Raw genomic sequence first — 15,243 nt, 5'->3', positions numbered from 1 at the left:
ATGAGCTATCTGTTATCATCAATATCTTCAATATTATCAAACGAAAAAAGGCTGCTACCTTGTATCGATTTATTATCGCCACAGCTTTAGTTTTCACAGGCGTTACTTATAATTCCTATGCCGATGACATAAAAGTTGAATTTAGTGGTTTTGCCTCTTTAGCTCTTAGTTATAGTGACGATCCTGATATTGCTTTTAGTCCCAATTATTTGAATATTGACGATACAGGCTGGTCAGCTACCCGTGACTCAATTTTAGGTGGGCAAGCCAATATAACCTTGGCTAATAACTGGGATTCTGTTGTGCAATTTGTCCTAGAAGATCACGCGAATACAGACTTTGAAAACTACCTCGAATTAGCTTTTTTGCGCTACCGTCCTTCTCGTAATTGGGCTATTCGTGCGGGCAGATTAAACAGTGACCTTTATTTACTTTCAGAATACCCGCACGTGGGATACGCTTATTTGTGGGTACGTCCGCCACATGAGTATTACTCTTTTGCAAGTACAGCGGGAAAATTTGATGGTGTAGATATTGAATACAGCCAATCAATTAATGATGGTTTTTTACGGTTAAAATTAGCTGCGGGTAACACGACTGCGAAATTAAAAGCGAGTGGCCAAGATTTTTTTATTGATTTTGACCATTTAATGACTTTTAGCGCAACCTACGTACTTGATGCTTGGACCATGCGATTTTCTATATCACAAGCCGATGCCGGGGATTATAAGTTAGAGGCATTAAATGAGTTTATTGATTTATTAAACTCTGTGCCAGCCCCTGTGTGGCCGCAAGCAGCGTCGCTATCAGCAAGTTTTGACACAAAGAACCATAGTATTGAATATGCTGCTTTAGGATTAACCTACGATAATGATAATTGGTTAATTCAATCTGAAATAGGTATTTCAGAGTCTCCTTGGTTGGTTGCTTCATCAAATATTAATGGCTATGTGAGTGTCGGTTATCGTTTAGATAAAGTGACGCTTTTTTCCAGTGTTTCTATTTCAGAGAACCGCCATAAGATAACCACAGTTACTGCGCCCCAATTTCTTCCTGGTACGCCAATACAAGTAACCTTTCCATTACAACAGTTAGCACTTGCTTCAAAAGAGGCTGTTGACCGATTAGTGGTGCACCAACATTCAATTAATGTTGGTGTAAAATGGCAGGCGTTAGAAAACTTGATCGTTAAAGCGCAAATTGATCACTTTGATATTCAACCTTTTGGTGGTGGGTTATGGGGGATAAGTGATCCGGTAAATGTTGAAAAAGAGCATAGAATCAATGTGTTTACTGTTAGTGCGAACATGGTGTTTTAACGATGAAAAACCCCCTGTTATTAATGATTGGATTGTCTATTTTTAACTTTGATGCTGTGAGTACCGAGTTTGTTGTTGTGGTCAATAAAGACAATGCGATTAACTCATTATCTAAGCGCGAAGTGATTGACATTTATATGGGGCGTTATTTAACTTTTCCTGACGGTGAAATGGCACAGCCACTAGATTTGCCCCCTGAATCGCTATTGAAGAATGACTTTTATCTGCAATTAGTTAATAAAAATGAGCAAAAAATAAACGCTTACTGGGCAAGGTTACTGTTCTCTGGGCGAGCTAAACCGCCGATCGCGGCTATTTCAATTGAAGATGCTTTGAACAAGTTATACAGTTCACCATATTCTATTGGTTATATACCTAAAGACCAGCTCACTGATGCTGTAAAAGTGGTTTATCGATTTAATGAAAATTAGTCAAAATCTTTATGTCAGAGTTCCATTGGCCATCGCTATTGTTGCCGTGCTAGTTGCGTTGGTTTCTTCAACGTTGTCCTATTATGCTGGCCTTCAAGAAAAGAAAGATACTAACTATTTGCTTGTTAAACAATTAGCCCAAACGATGGCAAAAACGGCGACGATATCTGCCTATTTAAATGATCGCGAGCTCGGACAGGAAATTATTAGTGGCTTGTTGAGTAATGATTTAGTTCAAGGGGCTAGACTCTCCGGCGAGGGCGAAATGAGCATTTCCAGTGGTGCTCTTAACAAACCACAAGATGGCATAGTTATCCAATTAATCCATCCTTTTATTGATGATACCCTTGTTGGCACACTTACTGTTTATCCAGACAATAATTATATTCAACAACAGGTAGAAAACTCACTTAAAAAAGAAGTGGCATTGATACTAATACAATCCATCATTATTGCTTTTTTTGTCTCTCTGATCGTGCACAGATGGCTAACTAAGCCGATTCAAAAGTTAACCGATAGCTTTACTACCATCAATCCTAGTATACCTAAAACAATGCGGATGTTGTTGGTGAAGCAAGGTGCCAAAAATGAAATTGGTAAATTAACAAAAGGTATAAACTCTTTGATGCATGAGTTACACCTTACTATTAGTAATGAGCGAGCATTGCGTGAAAAAACTCAAGAGTTAGAGCGTAAATTCAGGCTTATCTTTGAACAAGCGAGTGCTGGAATTTGTTTGCTCGATGAAAAAAACACCATTACCACTTTCAACCCGGCATTTTTACAATACTTCAGTGTTGCAGGACAGACAGACTTGGCCTCTTTACACTTTCCAACCTTATTAAATAATGTCGACAAACTCGAGGAGTTGTTATTGAGTATTCGCGCCGACAAGAATCGTCCACAAGTCACTCTAGACATAGAATGCCGCATCGGCAATAAAACGCTGTGGCTGCACTGTTTATTCGCAAAATTAACGGAGCAGCGCAGCAATGAACGCAGTAGTGATCAAGGTAATTTAGTTGAAGTGATAATACATGACGTTACTGAACGAGCAGAACGGGAATTTCAAACACGTTTTGAAGCGGATCATGACCCTTTAACCCATCTACTTAATCGACGCTCCGGCGACAAAAAATTAGATAATACCTTACTTTATTGTTTAGAAAATCAACAAAGCTTAGTGTTGATGATGATTGATTTAGACAAGTTTAAACCTGTTAACGACACTTATGGCCATGAAGCGGGGGATAAGGTATTAATAGCAATAGCAAAACGTCTTAAAACACATTTTAACTTGGCAACAGACCTCTGTATTCGATGGGGAGGGGATGAATTTATTGTTGCCCGTCAGTTGACGAACTTTGACCAAGAGTTAATGCTTGAACAAGCCAATAATATTCTTGCTGAGATAGAGCAGCCCATTCATATTTCAAATAACATGCAATGCCAGGTAGGCGCAAGTATTGGTATTGTTGTTGCCCCTAAAGACGCTAAGGTACTCCACGAATTGATGGTTAAGGCAGACGACATGATGTACCAAGTTAAAGCATCAGGACGAGGCCAAGTAGCATTCTATCAAAACCCATAATTAGCGTGCCATTGATAATCTTGTGCGGTTAACCTGTTTTAGATAGAGAAAAAATTAGCTGATTGTTTTAAACGTGTTTAAGATTATAACGAGTACTGTTAATAGTTATCATTAATTTTTGTTATCTTTTGGGGCGAAACCAAGGGTAACTCTAAGGTAAAGCAGGTGTTTTTTCCTAACGTACTGGCCACGCTAATTTTACCACCGAGTAAATTGACGACAATATTAAAGATGATGCTCAGGCCTAAACCTGAACCCCCTTCACCAAGCTTAGTAGTAAAAAAAGGTTCAAAAATTTTGTCAATAAACGCTTTTGGTATGCCTTTACCATTATCTTCTATTTTGATAATGACAATTGAATTATTTAGATAAGCTGATATAGCGATAATGCCAGAGTCTGTACTTTCAAAGCCATGAATAATGGCGTTATTAAATAAATTAGTCATCACTTGCCCCAAAGGACCTGGGAAACTGTCCATCTCTATTTTTTCATCGATTACGCAGTCGAAGGTTATCCCGAGGCGTTTTATTTTATGATGATGTATACGGATCACTTCGTCTGCGACATCAGATAAGAAAAATATACGTCTTGCCTCACTCGTTTGGTCAACAGCCACTTGCTTAAAACTCTGAATGAGGACAACAGCTCGGTCTAAAGAATTCAGTAAAATATCTAAGCATTCATTGACTTCTTTTTCGAAATTTTCCAAGTCAGAACGCTTTACTTTTTTTTCTTTAAAACGAATTGAAAACTTTTGAAAGTTATCTTTGATTGTACTGCCTATCGTGACAGCTATACCTAATGGCGTATTAATTTCATGAGAAACTCCTGCAACTAATGAACCTAAAGAGGTTAGTTTCTCTGTTTGGATGAGCTTGTTGTGCGCATGAAATAATGACTTAAGCATAGTATTAAATGACTTAGCTAATTCGCTAATTTCATCTTTACCTTCAATGTCGAGTTGAAGGAGAAGATCACCTGAATGAGTAAGACTTGCTATATGGCACTGTATTTTAAGCAGTGGCTCTAATATTGTGCTGATCAATAGCCAACCAATAAATAAGCCAATGGCAATAATAATAGCGGTAACCAAAATAATAAGAGAACGCGTAGTTTGATGATGTTGATGATGTTGATGATTACTGTTGTATAGGGCTTGAGCTCCATCAATATTAGTTTCTAGCATGCCCGCCATATTGAGTTGCATGTCATTAAAAAGCACACCATATTCTTCATTCGCTAGTCTATCTGCAGCAATATCTTGGTTGCTTTTACTTAAAGTGATAATTCGCTCGGTTAACAACTCAAACGTTGTTAATTGAGTTTTGAATTTATAGAGTAATATGGTTTCTTCGCCACTGTCTAATGTTTGTTCAAATTTAGTCAGTGAAGCACGGAAGTTGGCTGATGCATTACTGATTTTTTGCTCTGTGTCTCTCATAGACTTATCGTCAGGAGAAATAATATGACTTTTTATTAGTACAAACTCTTCATATAAATATTTTCGAGCGTCGGTAAGATTAACAAAACTGACAAAATAATTATCATAAATATCTTGACCGTTTTTGTTAATGGTGTTCGTTGAATTTATTGCAATAAGGGAGATGATTAAAGGTAATATAATAAAAGCACTAATAGATAATGGGATTTTTTGTGAAATTTTCATGTTGCGAAAAAATTCAATCATCAATAAGACTCTTTATAAAATTTACATGTTTCACGGTTTAGCTAATAAAAATACTAATAAATATTAACTGATTAGCTTATTAAAAGCCGATAGTGGTGTGCTGATTACCTTTTAACAATAGCTTAATATGAAGGTTAAAAACATCAGTAAATAACCTTTTGCCGTTAGTTTAAAAGCTATCAGCGGTTACAATAGGCTATGAAGCCTATTTTTAAAGTGTTGCTGCGCTTAATAGTGTTAAAAACTTGCAGCCAATTATATTTTTATTAAAACTTTTTCGCTTTGTGGCTAATAAATATTGATAGTATGAAAATCGATGATATATTTAATTTTAACACATTTAATAACCTGCAATAAATGAGTTGATAAGTTAACTTATCAATTTAAGACTCTACAGGGCATGGCTTATTAGGAGAACTATCAATGATTCGAGAAGATGTAACAAAGTCATTGTCAATGCTAACCCCTGGCTCTGCCATTATTGTCGAAGTCTCAATTCCCCCCAGTAAAAAAATAAAATTTAAAAGTGTTTTTGTTGGTTTTTTACCCAAGCAATTTATGTTGATCCAATTACCTGATTTAAATCGTCATGTTGAGCTTACTGGCAATATTAATCAAGGGGTAGCCTGCACCGTTAGAAGTATTGTAGAAAAGCATGAAGGCGCGGTTGTTGCTTTTGTTACCAGTATAGAGCGCACGATAACTGTTCCAGCAAAAATGATTGTCTTGAACATTCCGCAACAGGTGGCCGTTCGACCGCTACGAAAAGAAGCGCGAATTGATACGCAATTAAATATTGAAGCTTCGGTCAATAATTCGTTATTAAAAGGCATTATGGTTAATCTTTCATTAGAAGGCTGTTTATTAAATGCCAAGAAGGAAGAAAATGTTGTTATCGCCAAAGACGATACTATTACCTTAGCTATTACTGACAAGGCCTTAAGTGATATCACATCAATAAAAGGTATTGTTTGCAATGTTAAGTCATCGCCGACGATTGATTATTTTGGTGTTAAATTTGAAGATGAATCTTATGATGTTATTAAAAATTTGCTGATGAAAGTGATGTTTTCAAATTAGCCCTTACATTTTAGCCGTTAATCACACTTTTGCTGTTTTTTTATCCTTAATTTAGCTTATTAATATATTAATCTAATTGATAAGATGAAATGTATCCAAAGCATGCTCAACAGTGTTAGATTATATTGACCTGAGCAGGGAAATTTACAAACTCAATTATACTTTGATAAAGACGAGAGCCCAATATTGCTAAGCAAGCTTTACACTCTTACAAGGTTAGCATTAGATAGTTGAGTCAAGGAGTTATAGTGCAGCATCATAATATTATTTTATACACGACCGAACGTGAAGATAGCGAGCTGTTAATTAAGGTGTTGATTGAACATTTTGATAAAGTACTTGTTGTTACTGCTTTGCCAGAGCTTGAGAAACAGCTTAAAGATGAAACGCCTAAAATAATTTTAATCGACGCAACCTCTTTTCAACGATCTTTAATGATTTATTATAGCTCGCTTAAATCAGTTTTAGTAGGACAAACGTGCGAACATTTTATTGTTTCTGTTGTTTCTGCAAGGGAAGAAAACGAAGCTTATGAAGCTTATGATAACGATATTATTGATGACTATATAATTACCAATCCGCTTTATGAGAAAAAACGTGCAGTTGTTGTTTGTTCTAATTTACTGACTAAGCTGGGCATTGGTCTCAAAAAAAATGCTGCCTTAGACTATATTTATAACAAAGAGTCATATGCAAAAGAAATTAGAGAAACGGTATTGCACGGCTTAGAGCTGAAAGAAAGACTTAGGTTGTCTTTTGAAGAGAGTATTACCGACGTTGAACTTTCTATCAGTAAAGCAACAGAGCAAATTAAACTCAAACACAATGTTAATATTAATCTTGATGTGGTCAAAAATATTTTAGCGTCGATACGTTCAAACGAAATTCGACCTAGACTGGTGGAGCTGCAAAGTAAAGCATTAGACTTGCTCAGTGGGCTAATCAGTGATGTGGAAAATATAGCACAAGAAAGTAATGACGCGGCTCAATCTGATAAAAGCGGGCAGGTACATCCGCCAACTTCTTTTAACAAGCTTTATAATGCAAGTAACGCCGATGCGGTAAAAGAATTAGATAAGGTACAAGAGGATAATAAATCAGCCGCTATTAATATTCTATTGGTTGAAGATGATCCCATCAGCATACATTTAACCAATACATTGTTGCACAAGTATAAACTTAATGTTCAAACCGCTAGTACCGGGAGAACAGCCTTAATTTGTCTTAATAATATACGTTTTGATATCGTTTTACTCGACGTAAGTCTACCCGATACCAATGGTTTATATATTTTAGGACAAATGAAACAGGGCAACGGCAAAAATGTTGATACGCCACTTATTATGTTAACTGGTAATAAAAATAAGCAAATAGTAAAAAAAGCCATTGAACTAGGCGCAAAAGGTTATCTCATTAAACCTTTAACGCAAGGCGTTGTTACTAAGCTATTTAAGGAAAATAACATACCTTTAATTGAAAAAAGATAAACAATCACAACCTTTAGCTAACTGTTCGTGCCGCGGGTAAGTGGCCGACGATTTCAGCAATTAATACGCTAAATAATAAGAGTATTCAGTAGCGACGTGTGATTGATGAAAACGTTTATAACAATATTTTCAGTCACCGCTATAGATAATCACTGACAAACGCCATAACATGGCTTAAAAGTTTGCCGCTATCTCGTCAGACACTCGAATAAACTCAGCATAAAGTTTATGGCTTAACGTTATAATTTCTTGTGTATTTTCTTCTTTAGCGAATTGTTCCAATTGCTCACAATAATGACCTAGTAATATCGCTCCAGCGCCACGGGTTGAAGATTTAAGCTTGTGTGCCAGTTCCATTACACTCTGCCAATCTTTATCGGTAATGTGCACGGCTAATTCAGCGAATAATGGTTTGCTATGTTTTTGATAAAATTGTAAAAAGCTTTGTTGCGCTTCTTTATCATCACCAAAACATTCAACCAATGCTGAGATGTTTATTGCCGGTTTTGCTATCATTTCAGTGACTTGTTCATCGGTCAATTCAGGTGGTGATTCTATTTTAAATTCACCTTCGAGTTCTTCTTCAACTAACCATTTACTGAGTAAAGCTTTTAAGCTGTCTAGCTTCATTGGCTTAGTCACGTAGTCATTCATGCCAAGTTTAATGCAGTGTTCGGCTTCATTTCGCATCGCGTTAGCGGTGATTGCTATAATAGGTATCTGTGTTGTGCTGCCTTGTTCATTCTCTCGCACCTTTTTGGCAAATTCGAAACCATCCATGATCGGCATTTGACAATCAGTCATGATCAGGGAAAATGAATATTGAGTCATTTTAGTTAAGGCTTCTTCACCATGGTTGGCAATGATCACAGCATAACCAAATAGATTTAGCTGACGCTCTAATACCTGTTGGTTAAAGACATTATCTTCAACAATTAAAATTAGCTTATTACTGGCTTGTGCTTCAGTAACACTGGGTATAGATAACGTCTTAATATCTTGCTTTAGACAACTTATAAGTGGATTTTTTTGATCCATAATACGGGCAATGGTCCAGTATATTTTTTGTGGCAAAAACGGATTACTGGCAATAGTTGTCGCATGTTCAGGGTAAAAGGGTAAGTCGAAGTCATGCCACCTTTCAAGGATCAGTATATTAATATCCTCATCACTGTTGTTGGGTAACTGCATTTTAACTTCTGGCCAAAGGCTAATAACTTGTTCTGCTGAAATAATAATAAGATCATAATTTTCAGCAGAAATAAGCTTGCTTAATTTTGTTGGCGAACTTGGTGCTAAATGACAATGTGCGCCAAGCTCTGTTAGACCTTTGTGCAAGATATTATCGGTAATTCCATCGTAAGCAATGAGTAAAATATTTAAATGATAGAGTTTTACGTTTAGGGCCGATGTCTGTTTATTTTCAGTTGCTATTAAAGGTAAATCGACATGAAATTCTGTACCATCACCTACCACGCTTTGACAACTTATTTGTCCTCCCATCATAGTGGTTAACTTTGAGCAAATAGATAAGCCGAGTCCTGTGCCACCAAACTGACGATGAGTGCTACTGTCTGCCTGTGTGAAAGCATCGAATAAATGAACTTGTTGATCCTCACTAATACCAATACCATTATCTTTAACCGTTAATCGAAATAATTTTTTGTTTTGGCTGTTATTTAAATAATCAAGCTTAACCTCAATAAGGCTTTGCGGCTGTTCATTGTTGTGAGTAAATTTAATCGCATTACCTAATAAATTAAGTACAATTTGTTTTAACCTAATGGGATCGCCTAGCATTGACTCAGTCATATGATGATTAGATGAACAAACCAATAATAATCTTTTGCTTTGTAATTGCGACGATAGTAACTCTGCAGCGCCTTCAATAATCTCTGTCCAGGTGAACGGTATTGACTCTAAAGTCATTTTCCCCGCTTCTATTTTTGAAAAGTCGAGCACGTCATTAATGATTTGTAATAACGCCCATGCTGAATCTTTGGCAACATTGGCTAAATGGTATTGATCATCATCTAGTTCTGATTGCTGCAGTAGCTCTAACATACCAACAACACCATTCATCGGTGTTCTAATTTCATGGCTCATTGTTGCTAAAAACTGCGACTTAGAGTCGCTTGCCGCTTCTGCTGTTAAACGTGCTTGTTCTAATTCTTGCTGAGATTCTTTTAAGTCAGCTAATGTCTTTTCTGTTCTGTTACGTTGGTATTTAACATCAAGCAGCACATTGAGTGTCGCTTGACGAGACTGTTCTTTTTCAGCATCAAGTATTTCACGCTCTATTTCATTCTGTTTAATGTTGGTTATATCTCTGACAATACCTAACATACTTAATGGTTCGCCACTTTCATCACGGGTAACCTCAGTTGATGTATTGATATACCTTAATTGCTTATCGGCTAATATTATTCGGCATTCATAGTTATAAACTTCTAACTTATTTAAGGCTTTCAGTTGGTGTATTCTAAATTGATAACGGTCTTCTGGATGGACAAGATTTACAATAAGCTCTGAAGTCAAAGGCGTAGAATTTTTCTCAATACCTATTAATCTATGCATGCCGTCTGACCAGTAAATGATATCGTTTTTAAGATCTTTTTCCCAACACCCCAAATGAGCAATACGTTCAGCCTCTTTTAAAAAAAGCTGCTGTTTTAGTAGCTTATCTTCATTGGCCTTTTGCCTTGTTATATCTTGATTTATCGCAACAAAATGATCTATTTTACCATTACGGTCTCTAATGGGGGTAATGTCGGTAGTGCCCCAATAACAGCTACCGTCTTTTTTCTTATTGTATAATTGACCACTCCAATGCTGGCCTTCAATGATTTTTTGCCAGAGCTGCTGATATTTATCGGTGTTTTTGTGTCCAGAATCTAGCAGGTTGGCATTTCTCCCTAAAACTTCTGTTTTTGAATAACCGGTAGTTTCACTAAAGGCTTTATTGACGTAGACAATTTTACCAATCAAATTTGTGATCAAAATCGCTGAATGACTTTGTTCAACAGCACTTTCGAGTACCAGAAGTCTTCCTTCTAATTGTTGTATTGTGCTTAAATCAGAAATAATGGCAGTAAAAATATTATCTTGAGTGGTTTTATGACTGCTTATCGCAACACGAGCTGAAAATTCCCGACTGTCACTAGCCTTAGCCTGCATAATTCTGAAACTGTCACATACACTGCTATCATTAATGATGTTTTTTATCCATTCCTGTAAGTTTCTTTGTTCATTTTTCATAAAAAAGTCATTGAAAAACATCGACTCAGCGCCTTTCCTATCAACCAAAAACAGTAAGCCAGCGACTTTATTAAAGCGTATTATTTCCCCTTTTGCGTTAAAAGATATAATGGCATCAGGTGCGTTATTAAGCATAGAATAAAGATACTGCTCTGAATCGAAGATGGCAGCTGCGCTGCGTTTTTGCCAATAAAAAGCAATAACTAAAATAAACAAACTTAATAACACCGTTTGCAATAGCTGCCAGAAAAAGCCATGTACTATTTTCTGTTGAGATTGCAATACATCGACTTCACTGACTTCTGCGCCGATACCTATACCTAAAGTACTGTTCCACAACCAAGCGCCTAATACGGGTTGGCCACGATAATCTAAATAGCTTTCTTCGCTGTAACCTGTGTTGCCTTTTAATGCCGACTGAGCCAATTTTGTATAAATGGGGGCTTGCGTTTGGTCACTAGTCGTTGATTTCGACGGAAGCGTTAATGATATCGCTAAGACGCTAGATTGCTCTTTCGTTAGTATTCCCTCGGACCTAAGTTCTGGCTCAAATTGACTGGCGGTTAATAAACGAGCTTTGGTGTCAAAGAAGTATGTTTGCTCTGAGTTCCAAAAACTGTGCTGCTGTACTGTCGAAGAAAAAGCGCCAAACGGATTTAAACGTATGGCGAGTGCAGCAATAACTTGTTGTTCATTATCAAGTATTGGCGCAATAATAAAAGTTGTTGGATATTTTTGCTGTAGTTTTCCTCGAATGTTGACTAAAGGGGTTTCTGATAAAAGCGGAGGAATAAAAACGAGCTGACCATTGAAAACTTCAGCAAGCCTTTTGGGGTATTGTTTAGCGATTATGTTGGGTTGCCCAATTAAGCCAGCAATATTGGCAGTGAGGTTATTATAGTCAGGGGAAATAACATAAAACCCTTCATTTTCCTCAGCCAGAAGATAAGGTTCTAAAAAAGCAGTTAAATTACCAGTGGCTTTTGTCACCGCAGCAGAGTCGCCAATTGCTTGGGCCGCAACTAACTGTTTGACTTGTTTTACAACAATCGGTGAGGTTGACCAAGCTTTTACCTTGTTAAAATGAGACCTAATCCAACCATTCTCTAGTAAGTCATTACTGACATTCACTCTGGCCTTTAAAACTTCTATTGCTTGTGTTTTTAGGGTGTTTTCAACTTTATTAAGGCTATACCAACCTATTATTGTTGAGCCAATTAAAAATAGCACTACGGCTGCAGTGATTAGATATAGAGGAGATTTATATAAATTTGCGTATCGTGACATAATTACTTAATCCATTATTATAATCTGTATTTTGGCAGTCTTTCACCCGTGATACTTTCTTTTAAAGCGTAAGCTTTGTTAGCGTTTATGTCAGTTTGTAATGAAAAACTTTTAAGCACTCTTTATCGTTTAGTTAATTGCTTGTGGTGTTGTTATATATTTATTAATTAAACGGTTAATGTATGTTAACCAATTAATTTATAACATTATTTTATCCTTAACACTATAACTATAGGTTATTTCAAGATAAATAGATGCCCATAATTTAAATTATTATTGATAACTTTGCTGTGAAAAATACAACGAAAAGAAGGAACTTGAAATGCACTTGCTGTTCTGTTTTGAAATGTGTTTACACATTTTAGCCTTAATAATACAATTAACACATAATTAATTCCAAGGTGGATGAGAGTATCTTTATAACATCAAAAATTCGCTTGTTGCTCAATGAACGTGTCATGGGCTTTTTAGCGCTTGTTTCACTTTTCATTGCTCTAGCGCCAACAGTCGTTGCGACTAATGAGCGATTTTCTCAAGCGAAAGTTTTTTGGAATGGGGGATCCTGGCTCTTTTCATCGTTGAATACGGCGTTAACTTTGTTTTAGCATCAAGTCGCCGTGTGTTTTTACTGGATCCGTGGCGTATCTTAGATTTATTCATCATCTGTACGGGCTTGTTATCCTTGATCCCCATGGCTAATGAACATTTACGTAATATTCCTGCTTTAAGACTGCTTAAATTCATCCGAATGGCTTTATTTGGTGTTCGAATGAAATTCGCTATGTCCTTAGATAACAATAAAGTTTCGACAGTATTGTCACCACCAATACAGTCTTTTAGCGCCTATTCGTTAGTAGATAAAAATATTTGTGGCTACGCTGAATTAACTTGGGGTAGTGTTGTAAAACGATTAAAGTCGTCAAGTAATGACTGGTTATTTGCTGTAGGGCTCAACTCTGAGCAACTCACAGAAGTTGCGGAGATTCTTCAAGCCCCTAAGTCTGCCTTAGATATGCTCTTTAAACATTCGTTGTACCCAAGAATAGAGCGAATGGATGAATACACCGCCATTTTCCTCTGGAGTCCCAAGGTGGTAAAACAGTCCGATGATAGTGTGCCGACCATAGAACGAAGTCCTATTCTTTTATTGGGCGCGAATAATAATATTATTACCTTGTCTGGGACAGAATCATCGCTAGTAGATGAAATAACACTTGATTTAACGGAGGTAGGAATACCTGCACCGCCTCTGATGCAAGCGACAAGTGCGCTTATTCGTGTTCTTGTCGCACAATACACCGATGTTATTGGCACATTAGAACAGACGCTTTTATACCTAGATAAGCATCAAAAAAAATTAGGTGATAAAAGCTTTTTAGACCAAACGTTTCGACTGCGTAATGAAATTACCAATGTTAGGGGTAACCTTAAGCATTTGGCGTCAGTGGTTCACCAACTTGCAGAAAAGCCTCTTGCAATTAAAAGTTTTGAAGTGATGCCTCGACCTATTCTGACGGTATTAGCCGATGACGTTGATGGATTATTTGATAGTGCCGATGACTTAGTAACAACACTGGCAGCATTAGTTGAACTGCGCATTAATATGTCTTCATTTCAAATGAATAAGGTAATGCGATTACTGGCTGTTATCACCACCATAACTTTAATTCCTACCATGGTTGGTGGTCTAATGGGAATGAATTTAATTGACAGCCCTTGGGATTTTACTTTATATGAAGTGACTTTCTTTGTTGGTGTGGCGATGTCTTGTGGTATTTATATTTTTGCCAGTAAGGGATGGTTTCGTTAAAAGATAAAAAATTTTCACCATTATTATCCTAGCGTATACACTTAAATTTATTGACAAAAAATCACTATTTAATTTTTATTAGTAGACGATTACATATAAAACTGATTATCGACAGGAGCTAAACATCAAAAAATTACCAGACATTCAACAACGTATTGATATGGATCTTAGACGTCGTTCGATGACGGGCATCGCCATTTATGCGGTGATGTTACCAGCTGTTTTTTGGCCATTTGATTTTCACACCAAAGAGCCTGCTTTGACCTTGTTTTTTGCTTTAAGCATGCTGGCAATTAGTATAGTACGCTTTGCTCACTGTTTTTTTAGCGATGCTATTTATAATTATTCTCCTAACGTGTGGCGCAATTGCTTTACTGTTTTATCATTGTTACAGGCAAGTGTATTAAGCCTATTCTTTGGCTTAGCGATATACGACCCGCGTTTCACCCCTATTTTACATGTTACTATGTTGGCTATCGGTGGTATTGCCAGCAGTGCCATTGTCGCACTGACACCAAGAATATCTTTAGCCTTATTGAACTTAGGAGTACTTCTAGTTCCATCAATAATAGCGGGTTTTATTATTGAAGATAAACTCCCTTATGCGATTATGATCCTCGTCTATGTAACCTTCATTGGTTTGATGGGCATTCGCTCTTCAGGTGAATATAACCGCTCTTTTGAAATTGAAACTAAACTGGATGGACAGAACAAAATCTTAGAACAACTCAACAAAGTTGACTCACTGACTAATATTTATAATAGGGGATACTTTAACAGTGAATTTGAACGCCAATGGCAAATGGGTAGCCGACATAAAATATCAACAGCATTAATGCTAATAGATGTTGATCACTTCAAAGTATTTAATGATAAGCACGGGCATTTATGTGGGGACGCTTGCTTAATACATGTGGCTAAAGTGATTAAAGAAAATATTAAGCGGTCGACAGATCTCGTTGCGCGCTTTGGAGGTGAGGAGTTTGTGGTATTACTTTCAGGATATAGCGCTAAAGATGCCAAGGAACTGGCAGAAAAAATGAGACTTTCAATTGAAAGTACTCCTTTAGATTATGAGGGTAATACATTTAATGTCACGATAAGTATTGGTTTAGCTTCAACTATTCCCGATAGTCAATATAATAGAATAATTCTACTAGAAGCTGCTGACAAAGCCATGTATAGCGTAAAAAAAGCAGGAAGAAACCAAGTTTCAAGCGTGATTGAATTAGACGCTACCCTCAGACAGTCTAATGATATTTAATTTTGAGGCGCTTTTTTAATACCTGAGT

At 36.7% G+C, this 15,243-nt stretch carries 9 protein-coding genes; 7 read left to right on the top strand and 2 right to left on the bottom strand.

Translation table 11 applies throughout. The annotated features are described in order from the left end of the window. Positions 1–59 precede the first annotated feature (59 nt). The 3 genes from H4J57_RS02850 to H4J57_RS02840 are packed head-to-tail and all read left to right on the top strand — an operon-like array spanning position 60 to position 3,341. Entirely contained in the window at positions 60–1,319 is a 1,260-nt protein-coding gene (locus H4J57_RS02850) for a hypothetical protein (protein ID WP_220470254.1), read from the top strand. A gap of 2 nt (positions 1,320–1,321) precedes the next feature. Further along, positions 1,322–1,750, top strand: coding sequence for a hypothetical protein (locus tag H4J57_RS02845; protein WP_259366777.1), 429 nt, complete (start codon positions 1,322–1,324; stop codon positions 1,748–1,750). Further along, positions 1,740–3,341, top strand: coding sequence for a diguanylate cyclase domain-containing protein (locus H4J57_RS02840; RefSeq protein WP_182241898.1), 1,602 nt, complete (start codon positions 1,740–1,742; stop codon positions 3,339–3,341). Before H4J57_RS02845 ends, H4J57_RS02840 begins: the two co-directional genes overlap by 11 nt. A gap of 98 nt (positions 3,342–3,439) precedes the next feature. Here H4J57_RS02840 and H4J57_RS02835 read toward each other — a convergent pair whose 3' ends face one another. Next, positions 3,440–5,029 (bottom strand): MCP four helix bundle domain-containing protein, encoded by a 1,590-nt coding sequence (locus tag H4J57_RS02835; RefSeq protein WP_182241897.1) that lies wholly within the window; start codon positions 5,027–5,029, stop codon positions 3,440–3,442. 423 nt (positions 5,030–5,452) lie between these two features. Here H4J57_RS02835 and H4J57_RS02830 point away from each other — a divergent pair, with 423 nt between their 5' ends. Together H4J57_RS02830 and H4J57_RS02825 are read left to right on the top strand one after the other, a co-directional pair. Next, the gene (locus H4J57_RS02830) at positions 5,453–6,109 is read left to right on the top strand and encodes a PilZ domain-containing protein (RefSeq protein ID WP_182241896.1); all 657 of its coding nucleotides are present in this window, start codon (positions 5,453–5,455) and stop codon (positions 6,107–6,109) included. 248 nt (positions 6,110–6,357) lie between these two features. Next, positions 6,358–7,596 (top strand): response regulator, encoded by a 1,239-nt coding sequence (locus H4J57_RS02825; RefSeq protein WP_182241895.1) that lies wholly within the window; start codon positions 6,358–6,360, stop codon positions 7,594–7,596. Positions 7,597–7,770: 174 nt separating this feature from the next. Here the strand turns inward: H4J57_RS02825 and H4J57_RS02820 are convergent, their stop codons facing one another. After that, on the bottom strand, positions 7,771–12,141 hold the full coding sequence (locus tag H4J57_RS02820) for a PAS domain S-box protein (protein ID WP_182241894.1): 4,371 nt from the start codon (positions 12,139–12,141) through the stop codon (positions 7,771–7,773). A 547-nt stretch (positions 12,142–12,688) separates the two neighbouring features. Here H4J57_RS02820 and H4J57_RS02815 point away from each other — a divergent pair. Next, on the top strand, positions 12,689–13,951 hold the full coding sequence (locus H4J57_RS02815) for a CorA family divalent cation transporter (protein ID WP_182241893.1): 1,263 nt from the start codon (positions 12,689–12,691) through the stop codon (positions 13,949–13,951). Positions 13,952–14,111: 160 nt separating this feature from the next. Next, positions 14,112–15,215, top strand: coding sequence for a GGDEF domain-containing protein (locus tag H4J57_RS02810; protein ID WP_182241892.1), 1,104 nt, complete (start codon positions 14,112–14,114; stop codon positions 15,213–15,215). The last annotated feature ends 28 nt before the right edge of the window (positions 15,216–15,243 follow it).

Origin of the sequence: Colwellia sp. BRX8-7 (assembly GCF_014077275.1) — a bacterium.
Classification (GTDB): domain Bacteria; phylum Pseudomonadota; class Gammaproteobacteria; order Enterobacterales; family Alteromonadaceae; genus Colwellia_A.
Note: the sequence above shows the minus strand (reverse complement) of the source record. Positions and strands in the feature narration are given on the sequence as shown.